Annotated in this window: 25 protein-coding genes, 1 tRNA gene and 1 pseudogene; 14 read left to right on the top strand and 13 right to left on the bottom strand. The window is 64.5% G+C overall.

The genetic code is table 11. The features are described from left to right. Positions 1 to 259 precede the first annotated feature (259 nt). Entirely contained in the window at positions 260 to 583 is a 324-nt protein-coding gene (locus AC0QTX_RS21600) for a hypothetical protein (protein ID WP_474605881.1), read from the top strand. Positions 584 to 586: 3 nt separating this feature from the next. Here the strand turns inward: AC0QTX_RS21600 and AC0QTX_RS21595 are convergent, their stop codons facing one another. Then, positions 587 to 1,480, bottom strand: a complete 894-nt coding sequence (locus AC0QTX_RS21595) for a LysR family transcriptional regulator ArgP (protein ID WP_474605880.1) — start codon at positions 1,478 to 1,480, stop codon at positions 587 to 589. A 94-nt stretch (positions 1,481 to 1,574) separates the two neighbouring features. Between AC0QTX_RS21595 and AC0QTX_RS21590 the strand changes: the two genes are divergently transcribed. Beyond that, positions 1,575 to 2,186, top strand: coding sequence for a LysE/ArgO family amino acid transporter (locus AC0QTX_RS21590; RefSeq protein ID WP_474605879.1), 612 nt, complete (start codon positions 1,575 to 1,577; stop codon positions 2,184 to 2,186). 4 nt (positions 2,187 to 2,190) lie between these two features. Here the strand turns inward: AC0QTX_RS21590 and AC0QTX_RS21585 are convergent, their stop codons facing one another. Next, positions 2,191 to 2,697 (bottom strand): CreA family protein, encoded by a 507-nt coding sequence (locus AC0QTX_RS21585; RefSeq protein ID WP_474605878.1) that lies wholly within the window; start codon positions 2,695 to 2,697, stop codon positions 2,191 to 2,193. A gap of 62 nt (positions 2,698 to 2,759) precedes the next feature. After that, positions 2,760 to 3,143: a VOC family protein gene (locus AC0QTX_RS21580; RefSeq protein WP_474605877.1), complete on the bottom strand. Its 384-nt coding sequence runs from the start codon at positions 3,141 to 3,143 to the stop codon at positions 2,760 to 2,762. A gap of 154 nt (positions 3,144 to 3,297) precedes the next feature. On the opposite strand from AC0QTX_RS21580, the gene AC0QTX_RS21575 reads away from it, so the two are divergent. The 3 genes from AC0QTX_RS21575 (at position 3,298) to AC0QTX_RS21565 (ending at position 6,330) form a co-directional block, all read left to right on the top strand. Next, positions 3,298 to 4,419, top strand: coding sequence for a DUF2865 domain-containing protein (locus AC0QTX_RS21575; protein WP_474605876.1), 1,122 nt, complete (start codon positions 3,298 to 3,300; stop codon positions 4,417 to 4,419). Between the two features lie 217 nt (positions 4,420 to 4,636). Further along, positions 4,637 to 5,572, top strand: a complete 936-nt coding sequence (locus tag AC0QTX_RS21570; protein ID WP_474605916.1) for an ABC transporter ATP-binding protein — start codon at positions 4,637 to 4,639, stop codon at positions 5,570 to 5,572. After that, on the top strand, positions 5,569 to 6,330 hold the full coding sequence (locus tag AC0QTX_RS21565) for an ABC transporter permease (RefSeq protein ID WP_474605875.1): 762 nt from the start codon (positions 5,569 to 5,571) through the stop codon (positions 6,328 to 6,330). Before AC0QTX_RS21570 ends, AC0QTX_RS21565 begins: the two co-directional genes overlap by 4 nt. A gap of 123 nt (positions 6,331 to 6,453) precedes the next feature. Here the strand turns inward: AC0QTX_RS21565 and gltX are convergent, their stop codons facing one another. The 5 genes from gltX to gor form a co-directional block, all read right to left on the bottom strand. Further along, positions 6,454 to 7,794, bottom strand: a complete 1,341-nt coding sequence (gene gltX / locus AC0QTX_RS21560) for a glutamate--tRNA ligase (protein ID WP_474605874.1) — start codon at positions 7,792 to 7,794, stop codon at positions 6,454 to 6,456. A gap of 195 nt (positions 7,795 to 7,989) precedes the next feature. Continuing rightward, positions 7,990 to 9,723, bottom strand: coding sequence for an NAD+ synthase (locus AC0QTX_RS21555; protein WP_474605873.1), 1,734 nt, complete (start codon positions 9,721 to 9,723; stop codon positions 7,990 to 7,992). Between the two features lie 504 nt (positions 9,724 to 10,227). After that, positions 10,228 to 11,613 (bottom strand): class II 3-deoxy-7-phosphoheptulonate synthase, encoded by a 1,386-nt coding sequence (locus tag AC0QTX_RS21550; protein ID WP_474605872.1) that lies wholly within the window; start codon positions 11,611 to 11,613, stop codon positions 10,228 to 10,230. Positions 11,614 to 11,786: 173 nt separating this feature from the next. After that, positions 11,787 to 12,836, bottom strand: coding sequence for a GSU2403 family nucleotidyltransferase fold protein (locus tag AC0QTX_RS21545; RefSeq protein ID WP_474605871.1), 1,050 nt, complete (start codon positions 12,834 to 12,836; stop codon positions 11,787 to 11,789). 206 nt (positions 12,837 to 13,042) lie between these two features. Continuing rightward, positions 13,043 to 14,428, bottom strand: a complete 1,386-nt coding sequence (gor, locus tag AC0QTX_RS21540) for a glutathione-disulfide reductase (protein WP_474605870.1) — start codon at positions 14,426 to 14,428, stop codon at positions 13,043 to 13,045. Between the two features lie 230 nt (positions 14,429 to 14,658). Between gor and AC0QTX_RS21535 the strand changes: the two genes are divergently transcribed. The 6 genes from AC0QTX_RS21535 (at position 14,659) to AC0QTX_RS21510 (ending at position 19,950) form a co-directional block, all read left to right on the top strand. Continuing rightward, entirely contained in the window at positions 14,659 to 15,630 is a 972-nt protein-coding gene (locus AC0QTX_RS21535; protein WP_474605869.1) for a Bug family tripartite tricarboxylate transporter substrate binding protein, read from the top strand. Positions 15,631 to 15,700: 70 nt separating this feature from the next. Beyond that, positions 15,701 to 16,174 (top strand): tripartite tricarboxylate transporter TctB family protein, encoded by a 474-nt coding sequence (locus AC0QTX_RS21530; RefSeq protein WP_474605868.1) that lies wholly within the window; start codon positions 15,701 to 15,703, stop codon positions 16,172 to 16,174. A gap of 7 nt (positions 16,175 to 16,181) precedes the next feature. Continuing rightward, on the top strand, positions 16,182 to 17,681 hold the full coding sequence (locus AC0QTX_RS21525; RefSeq protein WP_474605867.1) for a tripartite tricarboxylate transporter permease: 1,500 nt from the start codon (positions 16,182 to 16,184) through the stop codon (positions 17,679 to 17,681). 181 nt (positions 17,682 to 17,862) lie between these two features. After that, positions 17,863 to 18,183, top strand: a complete 321-nt coding sequence (locus AC0QTX_RS21520; protein WP_474605866.1) for an ArsR/SmtB family transcription factor — start codon at positions 17,863 to 17,865, stop codon at positions 18,181 to 18,183. A 50-nt stretch (positions 18,184 to 18,233) separates the two neighbouring features. Next, on the top strand, positions 18,234 to 18,488 hold the full coding sequence (locus AC0QTX_RS21515; protein ID WP_474605865.1) for a DUF1127 domain-containing protein: 255 nt from the start codon (positions 18,234 to 18,236) through the stop codon (positions 18,486 to 18,488). A gap of 22 nt (positions 18,489 to 18,510) precedes the next feature. Further along, a complete protein-coding gene (locus AC0QTX_RS21510; RefSeq protein ID WP_474605864.1) occupies positions 18,511 to 19,950 on the top strand; it encodes an FAD-dependent oxidoreductase in 1,440 nt (479 codons plus the stop codon). On the opposite strand, the gene AC0QTX_RS21505 is transcribed toward AC0QTX_RS21510, so the two are convergent. The 3 genes from AC0QTX_RS21505 to AC0QTX_RS21495 all read right to left on the bottom strand — a co-directional run bounded on the left by AC0QTX_RS21505 (position 19,951) and on the right by AC0QTX_RS21495 (position 21,874). Further along, entirely contained in the window at positions 19,951 to 20,451 is a 501-nt protein-coding gene (locus AC0QTX_RS21505) for a DUF2059 domain-containing protein (protein ID WP_474605863.1), read from the bottom strand. 29 nt (positions 20,452 to 20,480) lie between these two features. Beyond that, a complete protein-coding gene (gene rpiA / locus AC0QTX_RS21500; protein ID WP_474605862.1) occupies positions 20,481 to 21,176 on the bottom strand; it encodes a ribose-5-phosphate isomerase RpiA in 696 nt (231 codons plus the stop codon). 242 nt (positions 21,177 to 21,418) lie between these two features. Continuing rightward, complete coding sequence (locus AC0QTX_RS21495) at positions 21,419 to 21,874, bottom strand: hypothetical protein (RefSeq protein WP_474605861.1); 456 nt, start codon at positions 21,872 to 21,874, stop codon at positions 21,419 to 21,421. Positions 21,875 to 21,964: 90 nt separating this feature from the next. Between AC0QTX_RS21495 and AC0QTX_RS21490 the strand changes: the two genes are divergently transcribed. Continuing rightward, a complete protein-coding gene (locus tag AC0QTX_RS21490) occupies positions 21,965 to 22,666 on the top strand; it encodes an HAD family hydrolase (protein ID WP_474605860.1) in 702 nt (233 codons plus the stop codon). A 69-nt stretch (positions 22,667 to 22,735) separates the two neighbouring features. Here AC0QTX_RS21490 and AC0QTX_RS21485 read toward each other — a convergent pair. Continuing rightward, positions 22,736 to 22,810 (bottom strand) — tRNA-Val (locus AC0QTX_RS21485). Positions 22,811 to 23,056: 246 nt separating this feature from the next. On the opposite strand from AC0QTX_RS21485, the gene AC0QTX_RS21480 reads away from it, so the two are divergent. After that, positions 23,057 to 23,641 carry a L,D-transpeptidase gene (locus AC0QTX_RS21480; RefSeq protein WP_474605859.1) on the top strand — a complete coding sequence of 195 codons (585 nt, stop codon included), beginning with the start codon at positions 23,057 to 23,059 and terminating at the stop codon, positions 23,639 to 23,641. Positions 23,642 to 23,865: 224 nt separating this feature from the next. On the opposite strand, the gene AC0QTX_RS21475 is transcribed toward AC0QTX_RS21480, so the two are convergent. Further along, positions 23,866 to 24,234 carry a gamma-butyrobetaine hydroxylase family protein gene (locus AC0QTX_RS21475; RefSeq protein WP_474605858.1) on the bottom strand — a complete coding sequence of 123 codons (369 nt, stop codon included), beginning with the start codon at positions 24,232 to 24,234 and terminating at the stop codon, positions 23,866 to 23,868. 90 nt (positions 24,235 to 24,324) lie between these two features. Between AC0QTX_RS21475 and AC0QTX_RS21470 the strand changes: the two are divergent. Further along, positions 24,325 to 24,461: pseudogene (locus AC0QTX_RS21470) on the top strand (GTP 3',8-cyclase MoaA); the annotation flags it as partial.

The following is a 24,461-nucleotide window of genomic DNA, read 5'->3' as shown; positions in this document are numbered from 1 at the left end:
GTGGTTTCGATCTTGGAATGAGAACGAGACGGCTCCAGCCAGCGAAGTGCGCTAGCCGCAAATAATCCCGGAAATGAGGATCGATGCCGTGTTCATGAAGCCATCAATGCCTTTTCAGGCTGAAGTCGTCAAGATTTCCGATTTGGTAATCATGTTGAATTTACACGACCGCATGAAACGGGTTCAGCTTAAGCGCGTTAGAGCTTTGTTCACGCACACTCGCGCCATAATGGCACGAGTTCAAACAAAGAGGTCTACGATGCGCCGCGCATTTGCCATGCTCGGAATGGGTACTGCCGTGTTTTTTGCAGCCGCGTCCCTGACGCTGCTTCCCAATGGTACCCAGGCCTCTTCGACAGAAGCGACCTTCATGGTCCCGGCCGCTGACGGTTATGGCGTCGCGGAATGCCTCATATCAAACCAGGCTTGTGGCCAAGTTGTGGCGAACGCCTGGTGCGAGGCTCACGGATACGCCAAGGCCGTTTCCTTCCGGCAGGTTTCCCCCGATGAGATCACGGGAACCATCCAGAAGGCCTCCTACGGCCCAAAGGAGCCGCCGGTCTCGGTGACCTGCTCGAACTGAGCCCTAGGCCGACCGCATCGATGCCAGCAGGGTCCGGGCCGTCTTCAGGACGGCCTGGGTCACGTCCCCCAGCAGCGAGCTGACGATACGACTCTGCTGCCAGTACAGGGGCAGCTCGAGAACCTGACCCGGTTTCAGGGCCACCAGTCTTCCTGCACGAAGATGATCCTGAACCAGCGTTTCCGGATTCATGCCCCAGCCCAATCCTGCCAACGCGCCATCCACGAAGGCCTGGGATGAGGGCAGCCAATGGATCGGCGGCTGCACGTCCGCTCCCAGGGTCTGACGCAGCCACAAGGCCTGCAGCCTGTCCTTCTGATTGAAGACCAGGCACGGGGCGCGGGCGATCGAGTGCTCGTCCAGCCCCTCGGCGAACCACCGCGCCACATATTCCGGACTTGCCGTGGCGACATAGCGCAGGGCTCCCAAGGGATGGCAGTTGCACCCCTGGATCGGCTTCCCATGGGAGGTTACGGCTGCCACAACCTCGCCGCGCCGCAGCCAGTCGGCGCTGTAATCCTGGTCGTCCACCACGAGATCGAACAGGAACCCTTCCGTCTCGGCCATCGCCGGAATGAACCAGGTGGCGAGGCTGTCCGCATTGACCGCGATGCGGAGGGTCACCGGGCGCGACACGGGCGCGAGACCTGGAAGCGACCGGCGCAGAGAGTTCTCCAGGAGCGCCACCTGCTCCACATGCTGGCACAGACGCTGGCCGGTCTCCGTGGCTAGGCAGGGCGTCCCGCGGATGACGAGGGCGGCACCGATCCTCTCCTCCAGGAGCTTGATCCTTTGCGACACAGCCGAAGGCGTCACGTTCAGCTGCTGCGCCGCCCGCTCGAAGCTGCCGGTGCGCACCACGGCAGCCAGGGCGGACAGGAGGGCATAATCCAGCATGGAATTAGTTTCTCTAAGCTGAGATCAGAGACTTTAACTGTCCTAATCCTACGATCGATCCTAGGGAACGTCGACTCCTCTTGGGATCCTCGACATGACCGCTCCTTTTCTCGCCGGCTTCCTGCTCGGACTCAGCCTCATCCTTCCCATCGGTGCCCAGAACGCCTTCGTGCTGCGCATCGGCCTGCGCGGCGAACATGTTCTCGCCGTGTGCCTGACCTGTGCGGTCTCGGATGCGGCGCTCATCCTGGCAGGCGTTTCCGGCTTCGCTCAGCTCAGCGCGCAGGTGCCATGGGCCGAGACGGTTCTGCGCTATGGAGGCGCCGCGTTCCTCCTCGTCTATGGCGCGCGGAGCTTCATGGCGGCCTTCGGATCGGCTTCCTTGAGGCCGTCCGAGGCGGAGCCTGCGGGTCTTGGTCGGGCGGTGCTCACCTGCCTCGCCCTCACCTGGCTCAACCCGCATGTCTATCTCGATACGGTGGTCCTGATCGGCTCGATCTCGACCCAGTTCGATGAGGGCAAGGGGTTGTTCGCCGCCGGGGCCATGCTGGCCTCCTTCGTGTTCTTCTTCTCCCTCGGCTTCGGAGCCCGCCTGCTGAAGCCGCTGTTCGCCCGGCCCGGCACATGGCGGGTTCTCGACATCGCCATCGGGCTCATCATGTGGGCGACGGCCGCGAGACTGCTGCTGAACGGAAGCGCAGGCTGACGGCTTACGAGTTCAGCCACTCCCCGCATTTCTGAGGCACCTCGGTGCCCCAGGGCATCAGGGGCACGGTCGAGGTGGAATTCTTGGGCGAGCCTTCGATCGGCCGGTCCGAGTACACCATGTAGACCAGGGTGTTGCGCTTCACGTCGCAGCCGCGCACGATCTGCATCTTCTTGAAGATCAGGGAGCGGCGCTCGCTGAACACCACGTCCCCCTGGCCGAATTTCTGCTTGAACTTCACTGGGCCGACCTGCCGGCAGGCGAGCGAGATGTCGGACACCTCCTCGGCAACCCCGAAGGTGCCGGCGATGCCGCCGCGTTCCGGGGTCGTGTAATGACAGGCCACGCCCTCGACCACCGGATCGTCCAGGCCGTAGACGGCGAGCTTGTCGTCCGGGGTGAGCGCCCGCCAGACCGTGGACTTCTTGAAGATCAGGTCGGGCTCCTGAGCCACGGCGCCGGTAGCGGCAGCCATGGCAAGGGTCAGGGCCAATGCGATTCGGGCCATCATCGTCGATTCGTCTCCCACCGTTACGCCGTCATGTGGGGATGGCTTCGGCCTTTGACGAGGGGCTACTCGGGCTGATGGCAGACGACGCAGATCTTGTTGCCATCGGGGTCGCGGAAATATGCCCCGTAGTAGTCTTTGTGATAGTGCGGCCGCAGGCCCGGCCCGCCCTCGTCAGTGCCGCCCTGCTCCAGGGCCGCCGCATGGCAGGCATCGACGACGCCGCGGCTGGGCGCGAGCAGGGCGATCATGGCCCCGTTGCCGGCGCTCGGAGCCTCTCCGTTGAAGGGCCGAGCCGCCAGGAACTGCGGCGGTCCACCCGGCGCTCCCCACCCGACGAGCATGTCGTCCGAGTACCGGACCTCGTGCCCGAGCGGCGCGAAGACGGCATCGTAGAAGACCCGCGCCCGGGCCAGGTCATTTGCCCCGATGGTCGTATGAGAGTACATGCTGGTTCTCATTCTGGAGTCGCCATAACGGGAAAGCTAGACAGCTTCTCCTGGAGCGGGCAAGGCGTTAATCACAATAGGGTCAAATTCGGGCGTCACATGACGAGCCAACCCGGCATATGATGCCCAACGGACCGGTTCTGCGATCAGCTTCATGACAAAGACATCTTTTCTCCGCTCCCTCATCGCCCTGACGGCCTTTCTGGCCGCCGGACAGGCGGCGCTCGCCCAGTCCGCGCAGTGCCAGCGCTTCCAGGCCGAACTGGCGTCCCTGGAGCGCAGCGGCGGCAGCGCGCCGACCGGCCAGATGCGCGCGCAGCGGGCGGAGATCAACCGGCTCGTCACCTATTACCGCAACATCGGCTGCGAACGCGGTCCCCTTGGCTTCCTGGCGGGCCCTGCTCCTGCGGAATGCGGCTCCATCGCCGCGCAGATCCGCCAGCTCGAGGGCGGCTATGCCCGCCTCGCCGCACAGGGCATCGACCAGGGGGAGATCGAAGCCCGGCGCCGGCAACTCCAGGCCGCGGTCCAGCAGACCTGCTCCACGGAGCCCCGCGGCTTCTTCGAATCCCTCTTCGGTGCCCCACGCCAGCCGCAGCAGCAGCAGGTCATGCCCGAAGGCCAGCCCATCATCGCCGATGACGGACCTCGATCCTTGGGCGGTGGGCGCCTGATCTGCGTGAAGACCTGCGACGGCTCGTTCTTCCCGCTCACCACTCCGCCGGGCGGCGGCCAGAGCGCCAACGAGATGTGCCAGGCCCTCTGCCCCGGCACGGAGACGGTTGCCTATTCCTACCCCGGTGGGGACAACGGCCTCAACCGGGCCGCCTCGCTCTCCTCGAACCAACCTTATACGTCGCTGGCGAACGCCTTCAAGTTCCGCAAGAGCTTCGATGAAAGCTGCGCCTGCAAGAAGCCCAACGAGAGCTGGGCGGTGGTGCTGCGCAAGGCCGAGAGCATGCTCGAGCAGCGCAAGGGCGACCTGATCGTCACCGCGGAGAAGGCCGAGGAACTGTCGCGTCCCAAGGTGCAGGCCGCCCGCAAGGCTGCCGACAAGAAGGCCGAGGAGGAGGCCAAGGAGGCCGCCGAGATCGCCGCCGCGGCGCCGACCGCGAGCAGGGAATCCGCCGGCATCGGCCCCCAGTCGATCGAGAACAGCACCATCGTCCGCCAGGGCGAAGGCGCGACCCGCGAGGTTGCAGCCGGCAACGGCCAGAGGAAAACCGTGCGGGTGATCGCACCCGACGTGATCCCGGTGCCGAACGTCCAGAACTGAAAGTTCTGAACCAAGCGCGACTTGTCATTCCCGGCCGGAGATGGCGGAAGCCATCGCAGGGGAAGGGAATCCACCCGCACCCTCGGCGCGATGGATCCCCTTCCCTCGCTTCGCTCGCCGGGGATGACAGCAGCGGTCAGGGTCCATTCCGCGCCGCTTCCCGTCATGCTATCACCCCGGCATGAAACCGCTCGATTCCCTGCAGATGCCCCAGCCCATGGGGGCATCGAAACCCATCATCACCGTCGCCGGTGTGACCAAGACTTATGCCTCCGGCTTCCAGGCCCTGAAAGAGGTCGACCTGGAAATCCGGAAAGGCGAGATCTTCGCACTCCTGGGCCCCAACGGAGCCGGCAAGACGACGCTCATCAGCATCATCTGCGGCATCGTCAATCCGAGCACCGGAACCATCATCGCGGACGGCCATGACATCATTCGGGATTTCCGGCCCGCCCGCACGAAGATCGGGCTCGTGCCGCAGGAGCTCACCACGGACGCCTTCGAGAGCGTGTGGGCTACGGTGACGTTCAGCCGGGGCCTCTTCGGCAAGCCGCCCAATCCGGCCTATCTGGAGAAGATCCTGAAGGACCTTTCCCTGTGGGAGAAGCGTGACAGCAAGATCATGACGCTCTCGGGGGGCATGAAGCGCCGGGTGATGATCGCCAAGGCCCTGTCGCATGAACCCAGCATCCTGTTCCTCGACGAGCCGACCGCCGGCGTCGACGTGGAGCTGCGGCGGGACATGTGGGAGATGGTCAGACAGCTGCGCGAGAACGGCGTCACCATCATCCTGACCACCCACTACATCGAGGAGGCCGAGGAGATGGCCGACCGGATCGGGGTGATCAACAAGGGCGAGATCATCCTGGTCGAGGACAAGCATGTGCTCATGCAGAAGCTGGGCAAGAAGCAGCTCACCCTGCACCTGCAGAGCCCGCTCTCGAGCCTGCCTGCCGAGCTGCAATCCGCGAATCTGCAGCTCTCCGAGGACGGCAACGAGCTCGTCTACACCTTCGACACGCAAAGCCATGAGACGGGCATCGCGGGCCTCCTGCGCCGCCTGAACGAGCACGGCATCGACTTCAAGGACCTCCAGACCTCCGAGAGCTCGCTGGAGGAGATCTTCGTCAGCCTGGTGCGGGGGCGCTCATGAACTTCTATGGAATCAAGGCCATCTATCTCTTCGAGATGGCGCGCACCTGGCGCACGATCATGCAGAGCATCGCCTCGCCGGTGCTCTCGACCTCGCTCTACTTCATCGTGTTCGGCTCGGCCATCGGCTCGCGCATGGCCAGCATCGAGGGGGTGAGCTACGGGGCCTTCATCGTGCCCGGCCTGATCATGCTCTCCATCCTCACCGAGAGCATCTCGAACGCCTCCTTCGGCATCTACATGCCGAAATTCACCGGGACCATCTACGAGGTCCTCTCGGCCCCCATCTCCGCGGTGGAGACCGTGATCGGCTATGTGGGGGCGGCCGCCACCAAGTCGATCGTCATTGGCACCATCATCCTGATCACGGCGCGGCTCTTCGTGGATTTCTCCATCGCGCATCCGGTCTGGATGATCGCCTTCCTGGTGCTGACCTCCGTCACCTTCAGCCTGTTCGGCTTCATCATCGGCATCTGGGCCGACAGCTTCCAGAAGCTGCAGATCGTCCCCCTGATGATCGTGACGCCGCTCGCCTTCCTCGGCGGCAGCTTCTATTCCATCAACATGCTGCCGCCCTTCTGGCAGACGATCGCCCTGTTCAACCCGGTGGTCTATCTGGTGAGCGGCTTCCGCTGGAGCTTCTACGGCGTTGCGGATGTGGGCGTAGGCATCAGCCTCGGCATGACCCTGGTCTTCATGCTCATCTGCCTCGCCGCCATCGGGTGGATCTTCAGGACGGGCTACAGGATAAAGGCCTAGTTCACCAAACGTCATCACCGGCCTTGTGCCGGTGATCTCGATCAGATGAGGCGCTTTTCAGAAACGAGATGGCCGGGACTGATCACCGGATCAAGTCCGGGGACGGCCATGACGAAGAGAAATTCAAGCCACCTGCCCTGACAAGCGCGCCCTCGCCCGCTCAGGTCCGATCAGCGGTAACAGCGGCGCCAGTTCGGGACCATGGTCGAGCCCTGTCAGCGCAAGACGCAGGGGCATGAACAACGCCTTGCCCTTCACGCCCGTGGCGGCTTTCACCGCTTCCGTCCAGGCCTTCCAGCAGGTGGCGTCCCAAGGGGCTTCCGGGAGAACCCCGGCGGCAGCGTCGATGAAGGCCCTGTCCTCGATCACCGGTGTCACAGGACCGCGCACGACCTTGGCCCACTCCGCCGCGTCTTGAACCTTCGTCAGGTTGCCGCGCACCGCATTCCAGAACGCCTCTCCCTCATCGGCGCCGAGCTGCGCCAGCCGCGCGCGAGCGACCTCATAGGGCATCTCGTGAATGAGACGGGCGTTGAGGTGCTCCAGCTCGCTCTCGTCAAACTTTGCCGGCGCGCGGGAGATGTGCGAAAAGTCGATCAGCCTGGCGAGCTCGTTGAGATCGGCCACCGGCCGCACGGACTCGGCCGAACCCACGAGAACAGCCAGGGATGCGACCGCCTGCGGCTCGAGACCGGCATCGCGCAGGCCCTTCACCGACAGATGGCCGAGGCGCTTCGACAGCCCCTCGCCGCTTGCCGTGATCAGCAGGCTGTGATGGGCGAAGGTGGGAGCGGACGCGCCCAGAGCCTCGAAGATCTGGATCTGCACCGCCGTGTTGGTCACGTGGTCCTCGCCCCGGATCACATGCGTGATCTTGAGGTCGATGTCGTCCACCACCGACGGCAGGGTGTAGAGATAGGTGCCGTCCTCGCGCACCAGCACCGGGTCGGAGAGCGAGCTGCAATCCACGTGGCAATGGCCGCGAACGAGATCCTCCCAGGCGACGTTCGTGGACTCCAGGTGGAAGCGCCAGTGGGGCTTGCGGCCCTCGCCTTCGAGCCTCAATCGGTCCTCGTCCGTGAGCCTCAGGGCCGCCCGGTCGTAGATCGGCGGCAGGCCACGGGCGAGCTGGCGCTTGCGGCGGAACTCCAGCTCCTCCTGCGTCTCGTAGCAGGGATAAAGCCGCCCGGCCGCCTTCAGCCGCTCGGCGGCGGCGCCATAGAGATCGAACCGATTCGACTGGCGGACGATCACGTCGGGCGGGATGCCGAGCCAGTGCAGATCGGCCTCGATGGAATCCGCATATTCCTGCTTCGAGCGCGCCAGATCCGTGTCGTCGAAGCGCAGGATGAAGGTGCCGCCCTCCCGCCGCGCATAGAGCGCGTTGAGCAGGGCGACGCGGGTGTTGCCGATATGGATGTGCCCGGTCGGAGACGGGGCGAAGCGGACGATGGGCTTGGACATGCGCCAACCCTATGACGAAGGGAGCGAAGGCGCGCAAGGGGCGATGGGCCTTTGATAGCGCTCAGACCTCATTCCCTCCCCCTTGTGGGGAGGGATCAAGGGTGGGGTGTGAGCGCAGGGCTGAATCAGCGTGGCGCCGGCACCCCCACCTCCAACTCCTCCCCATAAGGGGGAGGAGGGTATGTGGAGGGTGCCCTACACGTCCATCGAGCCGGTGCGCGGCTTGCCGATGGCGCGCTCCAGGGCTTCGTCCTTCTGGTGAGCCGCCAGACCCTGGTCCCGGTAGCGGTTGACGATCGGATAGCGGCGGTCGCGGCCGAAGTTCCGGCGCGTGACCTTCACGCCGGGCGCCGCCTGCCGGCGCTTGTACTCGGCGATGTAGAGCAGGCGCTCCACCTTCTTGACGACCTCCAGATCGTAGCCCTTCGCCACGATCTCGGAGACCCGAAGCTCCTGCTCCACGAGCCCGCGCAGGATCTCGTCGAGATCCTCGTAAGGCGGGAGCGAGTCCTGGTCCTTCTGGTTCTCGCGCAACTCCGCGGTGGGTGCCTTGGTGAGGATGTTTTCGGGGATGACGATTCCATCGGGTCCGAGCGCACCCTTCGGCTTCCAGCGGTTGCGCAGGGCGGAGATGCGGTAGACCTCCATCTTGTAGAGATCCTTGATCGGATTGAAGCCGCCGTTCATGTCGCCGTAGATCGTGGCGTAGCCGACCGACATCTCCGACTTGTTGCCGGTGGTCAGCACCATGGATCCGAATTTGTTCGAGATCGCCATCAGGATCGTACCGCGGGCACGGCTCTGGAGGTTCTCCTCGGTGATGTCCCGCTCCCTGCCTGCAAACAGGGGCTGCAACGCGGCTTCGAATCCCTCCACGGGCTCGGCGATCGGCAGGGTGTCGTAACGTACGCCGAGCGCCTTGGCGCATTCCTCTGCGTCCTTCAGGGACTCGCCGGAGGTGTAGCGGTAGGGCAGCATCACGCAATGGACCCGCTCCGGCCCGAGCGCATCGACCGCCATGGCGGCGCAGATGGCGGAATCGATGCCGCCGGACAGCCCCAGCACCACGCCGGGGAAGCGGTTCTTCTCCACGTAGTCCCGCAGGCCGAGCACGCAGGCGGCGTAGTCGGCCTCCTCGCCCTCCTCCACGGTCACGACCGGAGCCTCCCGGCAGACCCAGCCCTCCTCGCCCTTCTCCCAGGTGGTGAGCGCGATGGTCTCCTCGTAGGCCGGCAGCTGGCAGGCGAGCGAGCAATCCGCATTGAGCACGAAGGAGGCGCCGTCGAAGACGAGCTCGTCCTGACCGCCCACCTGGTTGAGATAGACGAGCGGAAGACCGCTCTCGGTCACGCGGGCGGCCGCGATGTTGAAGCGCTCCTCCGTCTTGCCGCGCCAATAGGGCGAGCCGTTCGGCACGAGCAGCATCTCGGCACCGGTCTCGGCAAGGCACTCGACCACGTCACCGCTCCAGATGTCCTCGCAGATGGGCAACCCCAAGCGGATGCCCCGGAAGTTGACCGGCCCCGGCAAAGGACCTTCCTCGAAATTGCGCTTCTCGTCGAAGACGCCGTAATTGGGCAGGTCGACCTTGAAGCGGACGGAGACGGTGCCGCCGTCCAGGAGCGCATAAGCGTTGTAGAGCGCGTCGCCCTCTCGCCAGGGCAAACCGATCAGCATGCCGGGACCGCCGTCCGCCGTCTCGCGGGCGAGCCGCTCGAGCGCCGCCCGGCAGGTATCCTGGAAGGCGGGCTTCAGCACGAGGTCCTCGGCGGGATAGCCCGCGAGGAACTGCTCGGCGAACATCACGATGTCCGCCCCCATCCGGGCTGCCTCGGCACGGGCCCGCCGCGCCATCTCTTCGTTGCCGGCCACGTCGCCGACGATGGGGTTGAGCTGCGCGAGCGCGATCTTGAGAATGTTCTGAGCCATGGCACCTCGAGCATCACACCCAAATGTGGAGGCCACCTTTGGGATTCCTGTGATGCTCAATCCCCGAAGCGGCGCATCGTTCAGCGCGGGAAAACCGGGCATCACTTCTTCGTACGATGCGTAAGGGATTTAGCGCGCTGCCGATTGCGCAGCAATGCAAAGAGGTGAGCTTTCCCACGACAGTTCAGCCCCGAGGGAGCCGCGCTGATCCCTTCCTGCCGCTCAGGCCGGGCCTCAAGGGACCCGGGCGGATCCAAGGCCGTTGAAAGCTCAAGCTTTGTGGGAACCCGTTACTGTCCAGTTCGTTGTTCCAACATGAAATTACCTGGGAGACTGACATGTTGAAAGGCGGCTTGCTTTGGCTCATCGGCATTCCCCTGCCGATCATTCTCATCCTCTTCTTCATGGGATGGCTGAGCTGAGTTCGAATACCAGTAGAGTAGCGTATGCGTAAAAGAAAAAGGGGCGCCCGAGGCGCCCCTTTTTCTTAGTCTGACCAGTCCCTTACTCCGCCGCAAGGGCGGTCGGTTGTTCCCTTGACTGGCGCTCGCGCTTGATGAGTTCCGAGGTCAGGAACGCGATTTCCAGCGCCTGCTCGGCATTGAGGCGCGGATCGCAATAGGTGTGGTAGCGGTCGCGCAGGTCCGCATCGGTCAGCGCGCGGGCGCCGCCGGTGCATTCCGTCACGTTCTTGCCGGTCATCTCCAGGTGGATGCCGCCCGCGTGGGTCCCTTCCGCCTGATGGATGGCGAAGAAGTCCTGCACCTCGCTCATGACCTGCTCGAACGGCCGCGTCTTGTAGCCCGAGCCCGCCTTGATGGTGTTGCCGTGCATGGGATCGCAGGACCACACCACCGTGCGGCCTTCCCGCTCCACCGCGCGGATCAGGCCCGGCAGATGATCGCCCACCTTGCCTGCGCCGAAGCGGCAGATCAGGGTCAGGCGGCCGGACTCGTCGTCAGGGTTGAGGGCATCGATGAGCCTGAGCAGCCCGTCGGCCGAGAGCGACGGGCCGCACTTGAGGCCGATCGGGTTCTTGATGCCGCGCATGTATTCGATATGCGCATGGTCGGGCTGGCGGGTTCGGTCGCCGATCCAGAGCATGTGGCCGGAGGTGGCGTACCAGTCGCCGGTCGTGGAATCGACCCGGGTCATGGCCTCCTCGTAGCCGAGCAGCAGCGCCTCGTGGCTGGTGTAGAAATCCGTCGAGCGCATCTCGGGATGGGTCTCGGGATCGATCCCGATGGCCCGCATGAAGTTGATGCTCTCGGTGATGCGCTCGGCGAGCTCGCTGTAGCGCGAGGATTGCGGCGAATCCTTCACGAAGCCCAGCATCCAGCGATGGGTGTTCTCGAGATTGGCGTAGCCGCCGGTGGCGAAGGCGCGGATCAGGTTGAGCGTCGCGGCCGACTGGCGGTAGGCCATGAGCTGGCGGCGCGGGTCGGGCGTGCGGGCCTCAGGCGTGAAGGCGATGTCGCTGATGATGTCGCCCCGGTAGCTCGGCAGCTCGACCCCGTCGATGGTCTCGGTCGGAGCCGAGCGCGGCTTGGCGAACTGCCCGGCCACGCGGCCCACCTTCACCACGGGCGAGCCGCCCGCATAGGTGAGCACCACGGCCATCTGGAGGAACAGGCGGAAGAAGTCGCGGATGTTGTCGGCCGAATGCTCGGCGAAGCTCTCGGCGCAGTCGCCGCCCTGGAGCAGGAAGGCCTCGCCCTTGGCGACCTTGGCCAGGGTCTTCTTCAGCTTGCGGGCTTCGCCTGCAAAGACGAGCGGAGGAAAGCCGGCGAGCTGCTGCTCGACGCTCTCAAGCACCTCGAGGTCCGGATAGGCTGGAACCTGCTGGATCGGCTTGTTTCTCCAGCTGTCGGGCGTCCACCGCTCGGTCATGACACTTACCCCCGTGTCCTTTCTTCAATGATCATCGTGCGCCGCAACAAGCGGCATGAAACGGCAGCTATACACGACATAAGTAAAAAGGCGAGTGTCGAAAGGCCGCGACCCGGCCCGCCCTCGGACAGACTCCTTACAGTCGAGCATCGCCGCTGGTGCGAAGCCCGCCCTCAGAAAGTGTCTATATCCCGCAACTCTCCTTGCTCGAACAGCGGCTTTGCCTGTTCGTACACGTCCCGCGGGAGCATGCGCATCTCGTCGCTTTCGAAGGGCAGATGCATCAGATGTTGCGAAACGATCTGTGCGACGGCCTCCGCCTGAGAGGCGTCGCGGCGCCGTCTCGTCGGCTCCCGATCAGGTTGTTGGGACATCCAAAGCTTGTGGGCTGCAAAAGCTCTCGGATCGCAGGCGACAATCCGAACAGGCCCTCCCCTTTCATCGATGGCGACCGCCTCGAATGGAGGTGCGCTCTCGAGCCATGCCAGCCCATTAATCGGAACAGCCGCGAGGTCATCCTCCGCAACTCCGATCTGCACCCGCTCCTCCAGCCAAGGCGGACTCCGCTGGGGCTTGATGAGATCAACGAGATATCCTTCGCTGTTGACCGCGCGGAACGTCTCGCTGGATCTTTCGAAGGTCTTGTCCACCTTTCGCAGCAATCCGATCAGTGCCGGCTCTGCGACATCGTTCCTCGTGATGATCCTGAGGGCCTTTCTGGCATCGAGCAGCAGATCGATATCGAGGGTCGCCGTGATACCGGAGTCGACCATGACGCCGGCGGCGGCCTCATAGGCATAGATTGCGTTCGTGCCGACGATGCGGATGCCGCTCCCCAGCAGCCCGGCGTCATCGAGTGCACGGATGATCTTCGCCCCGACGAGCGGCACACGTCCAAGTTTCACGGCCCGGTTGATGGCGGCCTGCCGAAGCATGACGTCACGCATGGATTTGAAACGCCCGGTAGCCTCCTCACGGCCCCTCTCCCAATGGGACTTTCTTTTCTCCGTCTCGGGGCTGCGTCTGCCCTCCGACTTCTGGCGCCGATTTCCCGAGGCATCATAATAGCTTCGGACCAGGTACTGCTCGCCTTTGACCTCCTGCCAGACGAGCGAGCCGCGGTACCCTTCAGCCCGTGCCTTGGCTTCACGCCAGACGGAGTAGCGTTGATCCGAATTGACCTTCTCACGCCGTTGGTCGCTGTTAAGCTCCTTAAAAATCATCGTTTCAACAGTTTCATCACTTACTGAAGATTAGTGTTGAAACGGATATTACGGCCAAGCCTATCAATTTTCAACACATTCAGCGAAAATGATGCAGAAGTGTTGAAACGGCACCGTGCGGTTAGCCCTCATTCCACAAGCTTGCCACATGGCTGATCCCCAGGAGACGAGCGGATACGCCATGTGCAATGCATCGGATCCTCGTCTTATCCCACGGCTACCGGATGCTTCACCACCACCGGGGTTCGCATGGTCACCAGCTCCTCGGCTGCCGTCGGGTGAACCGCGACGGTGCGGTCGAAATCGGCCTTGGTGGCCCCCATGGTGACGGCGATGCCGGCGAGCTGGATCATCTCGCCCGCGTCGTGCCCCATGATGTGGACGCCCACGACCTTGTCGGTGGCCTTGTCGACGATGAGTTTCATGAAGACCCGGTCCTTCCCGCCCGAGAGGGTTGCCTTCATGGGCCGGAAGGCGGTCTTGTAGACGTCGATGTCACCGTAGATCGCTCGGGCGGAGCCTTCGCCGCAGCCGATCACGCCGATCTCGGGCGTGGAGAAGACGGCGGTCGGGATCAGGTCGTGGTTGACGATGGTCGGCTTGCCCCCGAACACCGTATCGGCGAAGGCGTGGCCCTCGCGGATGGCGATGGGGGTGAGGTTCGCCCGGTTGGTGACATCGCCGACCGCATAGACCGACGGGATGAGGGTCTGGGAATAGGCGTCCACCGGAATGGCCCCGACCTCGTCGACGGTGATCCCCGCAGTCTCGAGGCCGAGCCCCTTGGTGTTGGGACGCCGCCCGGTGGCGACGAGAACCTGATCGACCATGAGAGTCGCGCCATCGGACAGGGCCGCGGCGATCCCGTCTCCCGTCTTCTCCAAGCTCGTGAGGGTTCGGCCCAGGGCCAGGTTGATGCCGCGCTGGGCATAGGCTTCGCCTAAGGCGTCGCGGACGTCGTCGTCGAAGCCGCGCAGGAGCTTGTCGCCCCGGTGCAGGAGCGTGACCTCGCTGCCGAGGCCTGCGAAGACGCCTGCGAATTCAACGGCGATATAGCCGCCGCCGACCACCAGGATGCGCTTCGGCTGCGTCTCGAGATGGAAGACCTCGTTTGACGTGATGCCGAGTTCGCCCCCTGGAATGGCCGGCTCCAGGGTCGGATGGGCGCCCACCGCAACCAGGATGTAGCGGGCGCGAATCCGGGCGCCGGTCTTGAGCACATGAACCGTATGCGCATCCTCGATGACGGCACGGCTGTCGACGACCTCGACGCCGGCCTTCTCCAGATTGGTCCGGTAGATGCCCTCCAGCCGGTCGATCTCCCCATCCTTGTTGCGGATCAGGGTGGCCCAGTCGAAGCGGGTCTCGCCGACGCTCCAGCCGAATCCTTGCGCCTCATGGAACTCGTCGGCGAAGCGGCTCGCATAGACCATCAGCTTCTTGGGCACGCAGCCGCGGATGACGCAGGTTCCGCCGACCCTGTACTCCTCCGCCAGCATGACCTTCGCGCCGTAACCGGCGGCAATCCGGGCCGCGCGCACGCCGCCCGACCCGCCTCCGATGACGAAGAGATCAACATCGAATGAGGTCATGGTGCGGTCTCCGCTCAAATTCCGTGTTCAACGATTCATATAGGGAACGTCTTCGGACGACACCGCCCGACAGCCCTGCTTCGGGCACATGGCTGCCCGCCCAGTAGCGTAGCTCTTACGCCAGGGTTCAACAGCGATAAAGAAGCAAGCGCTTGCCGCCCCCTTGTTCCGTCTCTAGGTTCTGGCCCAGGACGCTCTCACCAAACGTCAGCGTCGACGGAGGAAACCAGATGACCCAGTTTCGCAAAGGCCTTTGGCGCAGCGCACTCGCGGCTGCAGCCGTGGCCGGATTCGTGACATCGGCGGCAGCCCAGATGGAGCTCAAGATCATGGCTCCCGCAGCGCCGGGGGGCGGCTGGGACCAGACGGCCCGCTCCATGCAGCAGGCCCTGACCCAATCCGGCACAGCCAAGAGCGCGCAGGTCACCAACGTTCCCGGCGCCGGCGGCTCCATCGGCATCGCCCAGCTCGTGAACAACTCCAAGGGCGACGGCAACCAGCTCATGGTCATGGGCTATGTGATGGTGGGTGCGCTTTTGACCAACAAGTCGCCCGTCACCCTCGACCAGACCACCCCCATCGCCCGCCTGACGACGGAGTATGAGGCGATCGTGGTGCCGGCCGATTCGCCGATCAAGAACGCCAAGGACCTCGCAGCAGCCATCAAGGCCGATCCGGCCAAGGTGACCTGGGCCGGCGGTTCGGCGGGCGGCGTCGACCACATCGCCGCGGCGCTCTTCGCCAAGGCAGCCGGTGCCGACCCGACGAAGATCAACTACATCCCCTTCTCCGGCGGCGGCGAGGCCCTGGCGGCCATCCTCGGCGGCAAGGTGACGGCGGGTATTTCGGGCTATGGCGAGTTCGAGAGCCAGGTGAAGGCCGGCAAGCTGCGCCTCATCGGCCTGACCTCGGCCACCAAGACGGCCAATGTGGACGTGCCCTCCATCAAGGAGCAGGGCATCGACCTCGAGATCGCCAACTGGCGCGCGGTCGTGGCACCTCCCGGCATCTCCGCCGACCAGAAGAAGGCCCTGACGGACGCCATGGACAAGATGGCAAAGTCCAAGGAGTGGCAGGACATCCTGAAGGCCAAGGGCTGGGAGGACGCCTACGTGTCCGGCGATGCCTTCATCAAGATCCTGGCCGACGAGCAGGCCCGCACCAAGGAAGTGCTCACCGCCGTGGGACTGGTGAAGTCGTAAGCTCAAGCCTAGAATGGTTTAGGAGCGCCGCGTTCACGAAGCGCGGCGCTTCTTTTTTGCAGGAATTCCCATGGCCTCATCCCCCCAGCGGCGCATCGACGTGGCAGGCCTCGTCATCGCCCTTCTTCTGCTCGTCTTGGCTGGCCTCGTCTGGTGGGACATGACCAAGCTGCAGATTCTGTCCCCCTACGATCTCGGCCCGAAGGTCATGCCCATCATCGTCTCGGGCAGCCTCACGCTGCTCGCCATCGGCAATGCCATCGGGGCTTTCCGCGGCGACCTTCCGGTCCGCGAGAGCCTCGACTGGAAGCCGATCATTCTGATCCTCGGGGCGCTTGCCTGCCTGATCGTCCTGATCCGGTTCGGCGGCGGCTTCATGCTCGGCACCGCCCTGCTCTTTGCGGCAACCTCCACCGCCTTCGGGCGCAGGGCCTTCGTGACCGATTTCATCATCGGCGCGGTGATCGCCATCATCGTCTACGTGCTCTTCGCCAAGCTCCTGACCCTGTCCCTGCCGGCAGGGCCGCTCGAACGCCTGTTCTGAGGCCGCCATGGAAGCCTTCACCTCCCTCGCCGGCGGCCTTTCCGTCGCGATCCAGCCGATGAACCTGCTGTTCGCCCTCATCGGCGTTCTTCTCGGCACCGCCGTCGGCGTGCTCCCCGGCATCGGCCCGGCCCTCACCGTGGCGCTGCTCCTGCCGATCACCTTCAAGCTCGATCCGGCAGGCTCCATCATCATGTTCGCCGGCATCTATTACGGCGGCATGTATGGCGGCTCGACGACCGCGATCCTGATCAACACGCCGGGCGAAAGCGCCTCCATGGCGACGGCCCTGGAAGGCAACCTGATGGCCAAAGCCGGACGCGGCGGCCCCGCGCTCGCCACCGCGGCCATCGGCTCCTTCGTGGCGGGAACGATCGCGACGTTGGGGCTCACGCTGCTTGCGCCCTACCTTGTCGACATCGCCGTGAGCTTCGGGCCCGAGGATTACTTCGCCCTGATGGTCGTGGCCTTCGTCACCGTCTCGGCCACCTTCGGCGATTCCCCCGTGCGCGGCCTCACCAGCCTGTTCATCGGCCTGATGCTCGGACTGGTGGGCATCGATCTGCTCTCCGGCCAGTCGCGCCTGAGCTTCGGCGTCGCGGAGCTCTACGACAACATCGAGGTCACGACCCTGGCGGTCGGCCTCTTTGCCGTGGGTGAGGCGCTCTATGTCGCCTCCCGGCGCCATGTGCATGAGGAAAAGCTCGAGGCCGTTCGCGGCTCCCTCTGGATGACCAGGGAGGACTGGAAGCGCTCCTGGAAGCCCTGGCTGCGGGGCACCATGTTCGGCTTTCCCATCGGTGCCCTGCCCGCAGGAGGCGCGGAGATTCCCACCTTCCTGTCCTACGCAACGGAACGGCGCCTGACCAAGCACCCCGAGGATTTCGGCAAGGGAGCCATCGAGGGCGTGGCAGGCCCGGAGGCTGCCAACAATGCCTCTGCCGCAGGCACCCTCGTGCCGCTGCTGACCCTGGGCCTTCCCACTTCGGCCACGGCCGCCATGATGCTGGCCGGCTTCCAGCAGTACAACATCAACCCCGGCCCTCTGCTGTTTGCCCAGAACCCGGACCTTGTCTGGGGCCTGATCGCGAGCCTGTTCATCGCCAACGTGATGCTGCTGGTGCTCAACCTGCCCCTGGTGGGCCTCTGGGTTCGCCTGCTGACGATCCCGCAGCCGTGGCTTTATGCCGGCATCCTGGTCTTCGCCACCATGGGCACCATCGCGGCCAATCCCTCGCCGGTGGAGCTCATCATGCTGACGATCTTCGGCGTGCTCGGCTTCCTGATGCGCCGCTTCGACTTCCCGATCGCACCGGTCATCGTGGGCCTCATTCTCGGCCCTCTGGCGGAAAGCCAGTTGCGGCGCGCGCTCTCGATCAGCCTGGGCGATCCGATGACCCTGCTCCAGAGCCCGATTTCGGCAACGCTCCTCGCCATCGCCCTGATCGCCCTCGTCCTGCCCTTCTTCCTCAAGGGCTTGGGGCGGTTCAAGGCTGTCGAGGACTGATCCCTCAAGAGCAGGGCTGAGAACAGCCCTGCTCTCTTCCGCTCGAGAGGGTGCCCGGCGCCCCACATCCTCGATCGTGGCTACGCTTTACGGACGTCCGCGCAGGAGCAGCCAGAAGGTTATTTCGACTATTCTGGAATTATCGCTTGACGCCCTCTAAGGATTGATCCATCTTATTTCCATGAATATCGAACAAGCCGCCAAGCAACTCGAAGCCCTTGGGAACCCGACCCGCCTTCAGGTCTATCGAATGCTCGTCCGCGCGGGCGAGGCAGGTTTGCCTGTCGGACAGGTCCAGGAGCGTCTCGGTATCCCTGCCTCGACTCTCTCGCATCACCTTCAACGCCTCCTTTTGACGGAGCTGGTGACACAGGAGCGGCAGGCGACCACCCTGATCTGCCGGGCCAACTACCCTGTCATGAACAGCCTCATCGGCTACCTGGTCGATGAGTGCTGTGCCGATGCCGCCTGTGTGAAGCCGATCAGAGACGCCGCCGCTTAAACTTTTGCCCGTAATTTCCATAATACCGGAAGCATGAAAGGAAAAGAGACATGACGCCCTTCATCCTGACATTCCACCGTCTGATCCATGCTGCGCGCATCCGTCGGCAGGTCGTCGCGCTCTCCGAGCTGGACGATCACCTTCTGGAGGACATCGGCCTCCAACGGACCGATATCCGGACAGCTCTGGCGCAGCCGCTTCATCGTGATCCTTCGCGCATTCTGAGGGAGCTCTGCTGTCAGGGGCGCAGCCTGATCAAGGGTCTGCAAGGTGCGATCGCTCCTGAGCCTGTCCCTTGCTGCTGAATGCCGTCCGGAGGCCAACCCTATGACATCACTGTCCAACTATCCTGTAGCCATCATCGGAGCCGGCCCCATCGGGCTTGCCGCTGCCGCTCATCTGATCCGACGCGGACTGCCCGTGAAGGTGTACGAGGCGGGCCCGACCGCGGGCGCGAATGTCAGGGACTGGGCCCATGTACGTCTGTTCTCGCCCTGGGAATTTAACATCGACCCGGTCGCCCGTGCTCTGCTGGAAACCCATGGCTGGGAGGAGCCTCCCGGAAAAGCCATGCCGACGGGGCGGGATCTGTACGAAGCCTACCTCAGGCCTCTGGCTGCCATCCCGCACATGGCCGCGGTGATCGAGACGAAAGCCAAAGTGACGGCCATCACCCGGCAGGGTGCCGACAAGGTGCTGAGCAGGGACAGAGGGGCAAAGCCCTTCGTTCTCGCCGTTCAGGATGGCAGCGGCCGCATGAGGCGCGACCTGGCGCGGGCGGTGATCGACGCCTCCGGCACCTGGACCGGTCCGAACCCGCTTGGGGCAGGCGGGGTCCCGGCAGAGGGCGAGACCGATCATCAGGATCTCATCGCCTATGGGATCCCGGATGTGCTCGGACAGGATCGCATGGCCTATCAAGGCAGGAAGACGCTGGTGGTCGGCGCCGGACATTCGGCAGCCAATGTGCTCCTCGATCTGGCTCGCCTGGCGGAGCACGAGCCGCGGACGTCCATCGTGTGGGCGACCCGCGGCGCCAACCTGATGCGGGTCTATGGCGGAGGGCGCTCCGACCAGCTTCCTGCCCGGGGCGAGCTCGGCTTCAGACTCAAGGCTCTCGTGGAGACCGGTCGGATCTCGCTGGTGCCCGGCTTTTCCGCGACCCGCGTTCAGGCCGCAGGCGGGCAAGTCACTGTCGCGGACGAGACGTCAGAGGCCAAACGTGAGATCGGGCCCGTCGACAGGATCGTGGTTGCAACAGGTCAGAGACCGGATTTGAACCTGACGCGGGAGCTGCGCCTCGACCTGGATCCTTGGCTGGAGAGCGCAAAGGCTTTGGGCCCGCTCATCGATCCGAACCTGCACTCCTGCGGATCCGTCCCGCCCCACGGGCACCGGGAGCTCGCCCATCCGGAACCCGGCTACTACACGGTTGGCATCAAAAGCTACGGACGCGCTCCGACCTTCCTGATGCTGACCGGCTACGAACAGGTGCGCTCCGTCGTGGCAGCCCTTGCAGGCGACCTCAAAGCTGCCGACGACACTCATCTCGTCCTGCCGGAAACAGGAGTGTGCTCGACGAACCGGGGCGCTGAAGCCGCGGCGGTGTCGCCCGGCTGCTGCGGCGGACCCGCCCCGGCCGAGATCGATGCCTGCTGCGCCGCCGATGCTGAGGCAAAGGCCGAGGGCGAGCCTGGATGCGGATGCGGCTCCGCGGATGCCGTGCTCCGGCAGGGAGCCGGAAAGGTCGCGGAGCCGGTGGGCTGATTACTGCAGCTGGTGCCCGCGCTTGCCCATTTCGTCGCGGGCGCGGTTCATCACGAACTGAGCGGTCTCCTGCGTCCAGGTGGCGAGATCACGGACGACGTCGTCGAGGATGCCTGGTTGGACCTCCACGTATTTCTTGCCGGCCGCCGACTTGTAGAAGTCAGAGATTGCCTTCAGCTCGGCTTCGGTCATGCGGCTGGCGAAAGCCTTGGCCGCGTTGTCGACCATCTTCTGCTTCTGCTGATCGAGCTCGGGCCGGATCTGCGCGACCACCTGATCGAGGTCCTTCTTGATCTCCGGGCGGATCACGTTCATCTGCTGCAGCTGTTCGAGGAAGGGCTCCACCATGGCATCGAAGGAGCGGGTCATGCCGGAGGTGATGGCGACCTCGCGCGCGACGGCGAGATGGCTGGGGCTCTGCTGCGCCTGGGCGAAGACCGGGCTGGCGAGCATGAACAGCGCGACCGAGGTCGCGGCCAGGCGTGATGCGTTACGGATCATGAATAGGGCTCCAATCGTCATGGCTTTGGTCAGAGCTGACCGAGTTCGACGAGCCCGTCAGCGGTGGCGAGGATCGCACCGGTGGCCAGGCCCAGGAAAAGACCGTGCTCGACGACGCCGGGGATGTTGTTCAGCGTCGAGGCAAGCACGTTCGGCTTGTCGATGCGCCCGAGATGCGCATCGAGAATGAAATGGCCGCCATCCGTCACGTAGGGCGCACCGTCGGCAGCGCGCCTGAGACGCAGCTCGCCGGTCATGGAGAGGGAGTCCAGCAGCCGGGCGATGGCGCGCTCGGTGGCCGTGAGGCCGAAGGGCACCACCTCGATCGGGAGCGGGAAGCCTCCAAGCTTCATCACGAGCTTCGACCCGTCGGCGATGACGATCATGCGCTGGCTCGCGGAGGCAACGATCTTCTCCCGCAGCAGCGCACCACCCCCGCCCTTGACGAGGCGCAGGTCGTTGTCGAGTTCGTCGGCCCCGTCGACCGTCAGGTCGAGATCCGGCGTTTCGTCGAGGGTCGTCAGGGGAATGCCCTCGCGCTGAGCCTGATCGCGGGTCGCCTCGGAGGTGGGCACGCCCACGACCTTCAGCCCGCCCCGGACGCGCTCTCCGATGGCCGCGACGAAATGCGCCGCCGTCGAGCCGGTGCCAAGCCCCAGCCTCATCCCGTCGGTGACGATCTGGGCTGCCCGTTCGGCTGCTGCGCGTTTGAGAGTGTCGCTCACGGATATCCTCGAAAATCATGGAGGCACCCGGCCGGAGGGCCGTATGACCCGGCTTTAGCGCATCGTGCGGAAAAGTGGATCCGGTTTTCCGGTCCACACGATGCGCAAGCTATGAATTGAGCATCGGATGGATCCCAAAAGTGCAAATCCACTTTTGGGTCCGATGCTCTAGCATGCCGGAGCGCCCGGAAGAAAGAACGTTTCATGGATGGGGGCTGTCCCTGATCCTCCGGCAAGGGGGCTCAGGGACGCTGCGGCGAGGCCCCGGAGCCTGGGCTCACGCTGGGCGTCGCCACCGGGGCGGCAGCCGAGGAGGTTGCCGGCGACGGCGTCGTCTGCGGGGTGCACACCACCCGCTCGTCGAACACGTAGCAGATGCTCATCTGGCCGGTCCGGTAATTGACCCGGAACACGCCCCCTTCCCGCTCGTGGCGGGAGGCGACGAGCCCGTACTCGCCCGGAGCCTGGGCGCCGGCGCCTTCGCCGGCGCTGAAGCACAGGGTCACCCCGATTGTGCCTTCCTGCAATCCATATTGGCAGGAGCTCACCTCGCCGGTGATCCGATCGATCCTATAAATACGGTTCAGGTCGGTTTGGGGAGCGGGAACGAAATCGTAGGATGCAGCCAAGGCGGGGCCTCCGAGACCTCCCAACGCCAGGGCTGCGAAAAAAAACGCCGCGGAACCAAAGGGCCGCATTCAACACTCCATTCGGTAAGAACGAATCAACCATGAGACCTTATCATCCCCATGCTTGATTCCCTTGCCCGCAGCAGGTAGCCGACCTTCATGGCCATTGATACCCCGCACAACGTCTCGCCCATCGCCGTCTTCGACCTCGATGGAACCCTGGCGGACACAGCCGGCGACCTCGTCGGGACCCTGAACGTGATCCTCGGCCGCGAGGGACTGGCGCCGCTGCCGGTGAGAAAGGCGCGCGACATGATCGGCGCGGGCGCCCGCGCCCTGATCCAACGCGGCTTCGAGGCGGCCGGCAAGGAGCTGACGCCTGATTACCTCGACGAGCTGTTCCGGCAGTTCATGGTCCATTACGGGGAGAACATCTGCGTCCGGACCCGGCTCTATCCCGGCGTGGCCGAGGCTCTCGACCGCCTGGAGGAGGCAGGATTCATCCTGGCGGTCTGCACCAACAAGGTCGAGGAGCACTCGATCAAGCTGCTGCAGGAGCTCGGGATCGGCCATCGCTTCGCGGCCAATTGCGGCCGCGACACCTTCCGCTACTTCAAGCCGGATCCCCGTCACCTGACCCTGACCATCGAGCGGGCTGGCGGCCATCCAAGCCGCGCGATCATGATCGGCGACTCGCGCACCGACATCGTGACGGCGAGGAATGCCGGCATCCCGGTTGTCGCCGTGCCCTTCGGCTACACGGACGTCCCGGTGCAGGAGCTCGGGCCGGATATCGTCATCAAGCATTTCGACGAGCTGTTTCCTGCCATCCAGCGCCTCATGAGGCCGCTCGCGGCCTGACGCGGCGCGGCAGTCGCGAATGCTCTCCGGACGCGCACGAAAATGTGAAGCTTGACTGCCAGGAAGGAATGGTGGGCGCGACAGGGATTGAACCTGTGACCCTTCGCGTGTGAAGCGAATGCTCTCCCGCTGAGCTACGCGCCCTGACAAGGGCCTTCTAAAGGCCGCGAACCCCCTGCGTCAAGCCAAAGAAGCGGCTCATGGCTCAAGTATTTTGCTGCGCAGATTGTGGCGCCTTGGCCTTAACGGCTCGCTTACGACGTGGCGAGAATGTGGCGGATCGGCACTAGGATTTTATAGCAAAACCCTGATACTGCATGGATCCCAAGCGGGGCTGTTGCGTTGAGCAATCACGAACCCGCCACCAAAGATGTTCAAACAGAGGCAATTATGGGACGCACCAGCGCTGCTCTCACCGGGCTTGCTTGCGCTTTCGTCGCGCTCGCGACGCCGGCTGCGGCATTTACGGCTATCGATCCTCTCACCCGCCAGCCGCTCTACAGCGCCGAGGAGACGTACCGGGCGCAGGCTTCGGCGGTCCCGCGGCAGATCGTTACCTTCACCGGCCGCTACGCTCCCGGCACGATCGTCGTCTCCACCAGCGAGCGCCGCCTGTGGTACGTGCTCGGCAACGGCCAGGCCGTGCAGTACGGAGTCGGCGTCGGCCGTCCGGGCTTCACCTGGGCGGGCACCCATTCCGTTACCATGAAGCGCGAATGGCCGGATTGGCGCCCCCCGGCGGCCATGCTCAAGCGCCGTCCCGACCTGCCCCGCTACATGAAGGGCGGTCCCGACAACCCGCTCGGCGCCCGCGCCCTCTATATCGGCAGCACCATCTACCGGATCCACGGCTCGAACGAACCGGAGACCATCGGCGAAGCCGTCTCGTCGGGCTGCATCCGCATGACCAACGAGGATGTGACGGACCTCTACAACCGCGCCAAGGTCGGCTCGCGGGTCGTGGTTCTTCGGTAAAGGCTCCTGAATCGCAGATCATGGCCGGGCTCGTCCCGGCCATTTTCGTTCCTGAACCTTTTTTCACCGTCATTCCTGGGCCGCGCAGCGGAGCCCGGAATCCACAATCGCTGAGGTTTCAGAACAGGATGCGTGCGATCCGCCGCGCTCGTGAGAGCGGCGTCGTGTTCATGGATTCCGGGCTCGGCCCATGGCCGCCCCGGAATGACAGTGCGGTTGGATTTTCACCTCACCCGGTCCCGCGACAGTCCCTTGGCGGCCAACTCGTCGAGATAGGCCTGCCATTTCTCCCCCTGCTCCGCTCCGAGCCTGTAGAGATAGTCCCAGCCGTAGATCCCGGTGTCGTGCATGTCGTCGAAGACCAGCTTCACGGCATAATTTCCCACCGGCTCGACGCTGAGGATCGCCACTTCCCGCTTGCCCGGAACCGTCTTCCGCTCGGCGGGGCTGTGCCCCTGGACCTCGGCCGAGGGGCTCGTCACCCGCAGGTACTCGGCCGGCAGGTCGAACGCCGCGCCGTCCCCGAAGGCGATATGCAGGCTGCGCTTGTCCTTCGACAGCCGAATCTCGGTCGGCCAGCGCTCCGATGCCATGATCTCACCCTTTTCCAGGTTGCAATTGACGCTACCTGCTTGATGATGAGATCCGAAGCAAGGATTCCCGTGAACGAGAGCGTTTCCACCATGAGGGCCATACAGGTTCAGCCTGCGACTTCCGGTGCTGGCGGATCCCTAGTGGACCCGTTCGGCCGGGCCATCACCTATGTGCGCGTCTCGGTGACGGACCGCTGCGACTTCCGCTGCGTGTACTGCATGTCCGA

This window comes from Microvirga sp. jy35, assembly GCF_056148915.1.
This window is presented reverse-complemented; position numbering and strand designations above follow the sequence as displayed.

What these genes read in the sequence shown, in the direction of transcription:
- AC0QTX_RS21600 (WP_474605881.1), top strand. Translation starts at nt 260, where the DNA reads ATGCGCCGCGCATTTGCCATGCTCGGAATGGGTACTGCCGTGTTTTTT.
- AC0QTX_RS21595 (WP_474605880.1), bottom strand. Translation starts at nt 1,480, where the DNA reads ATGCTGGATTATGCCCTCCTGTCCGCCCTGGCTGCCGTGGTGCGCACC.
- AC0QTX_RS21590 (WP_474605879.1), top strand. Translation starts at nt 1,575, where the DNA reads ATGACCGCTCCTTTTCTCGCCGGCTTCCTGCTCGGACTCAGCCTCATC.
- AC0QTX_RS21585 (WP_474605878.1), bottom strand. Translation starts at nt 2,697, where the DNA reads ATGATGGCCCGAATCGCATTGGCCCTGACCCTTGCCATGGCTGCCGCT.
- AC0QTX_RS21580 (WP_474605877.1), bottom strand. Translation starts at nt 3,143, where the DNA reads ATGTACTCTCATACGACCATCGGGGCAAATGACCTGGCCCGGGCGCGG.
- AC0QTX_RS21575 (WP_474605876.1), top strand. Translation starts at nt 3,298, where the DNA reads ATGACAAAGACATCTTTTCTCCGCTCCCTCATCGCCCTGACGGCCTTT.
- AC0QTX_RS21570 (WP_474605916.1), top strand. Translation starts at nt 4,637, where the DNA reads ATGGGGGCATCGAAACCCATCATCACCGTCGCCGGTGTGACCAAGACT.
- AC0QTX_RS21565 (WP_474605875.1), top strand. Translation starts at nt 5,569, where the DNA reads ATGAACTTCTATGGAATCAAGGCCATCTATCTCTTCGAGATGGCGCGC.
- gltX (WP_474605874.1), bottom strand. Translation starts at nt 7,794, where the DNA reads ATGTCCAAGCCCATCGTCCGCTTCGCCCCGTCTCCGACCGGGCACATC.
- AC0QTX_RS21555 (WP_474605873.1), bottom strand. Translation starts at nt 9,723, where the DNA reads ATGGCTCAGAACATTCTCAAGATCGCGCTCGCGCAGCTCAACCCCATC.
- AC0QTX_RS21550 (WP_474605872.1), bottom strand. Translation starts at nt 11,613, where the DNA reads ATGACCGAGCGGTGGACGCCCGACAGCTGGAGAAACAAGCCGATCCAG.
- AC0QTX_RS21545 (WP_474605871.1), bottom strand. Translation starts at nt 12,836, where the DNA reads ATGATTTTTAAGGAGCTTAACAGCGACCAACGGCGTGAGAAGGTCAAT.
- gor (WP_474605870.1), bottom strand. Translation starts at nt 14,428, where the DNA reads ATGACCTCATTCGATGTTGATCTCTTCGTCATCGGAGGCGGGTCGGGC.
- AC0QTX_RS21535 (WP_474605869.1), top strand. Translation starts at nt 14,659, where the DNA reads ATGACCCAGTTTCGCAAAGGCCTTTGGCGCAGCGCACTCGCGGCTGCA.
- AC0QTX_RS21530 (WP_474605868.1), top strand. Translation starts at nt 15,701, where the DNA reads ATGGCCTCATCCCCCCAGCGGCGCATCGACGTGGCAGGCCTCGTCATC.
- AC0QTX_RS21525 (WP_474605867.1), top strand. Translation starts at nt 16,182, where the DNA reads ATGGAAGCCTTCACCTCCCTCGCCGGCGGCCTTTCCGTCGCGATCCAG.
- AC0QTX_RS21520 (WP_474605866.1), top strand. Translation starts at nt 17,863, where the DNA reads ATGAATATCGAACAAGCCGCCAAGCAACTCGAAGCCCTTGGGAACCCG.
- AC0QTX_RS21515 (WP_474605865.1), top strand. Translation starts at nt 18,234, where the DNA reads ATGACGCCCTTCATCCTGACATTCCACCGTCTGATCCATGCTGCGCGC.
- AC0QTX_RS21510 (WP_474605864.1), top strand. Translation starts at nt 18,511, where the DNA reads ATGACATCACTGTCCAACTATCCTGTAGCCATCATCGGAGCCGGCCCC.
- AC0QTX_RS21505 (WP_474605863.1), bottom strand. Translation starts at nt 20,451, where the DNA reads ATGATCCGTAACGCATCACGCCTGGCCGCGACCTCGGTCGCGCTGTTC.
- AC0QTX_RS21495 (WP_474605861.1), bottom strand. Translation starts at nt 21,874, where the DNA reads ATGCGGCCCTTTGGTTCCGCGGCGTTTTTTTTCGCAGCCCTGGCGTTG.
- AC0QTX_RS21490 (WP_474605860.1), top strand. Translation starts at nt 21,965, where the DNA reads ATGGCCATTGATACCCCGCACAACGTCTCGCCCATCGCCGTCTTCGAC.
- AC0QTX_RS21480 (WP_474605859.1), top strand. Translation starts at nt 23,057, where the DNA reads ATGGGACGCACCAGCGCTGCTCTCACCGGGCTTGCTTGCGCTTTCGTC.
- AC0QTX_RS21475 (WP_474605858.1), bottom strand. Translation starts at nt 24,234, where the DNA reads ATGGCATCGGAGCGCTGGCCGACCGAGATTCGGCTGTCGAAGGACAAG.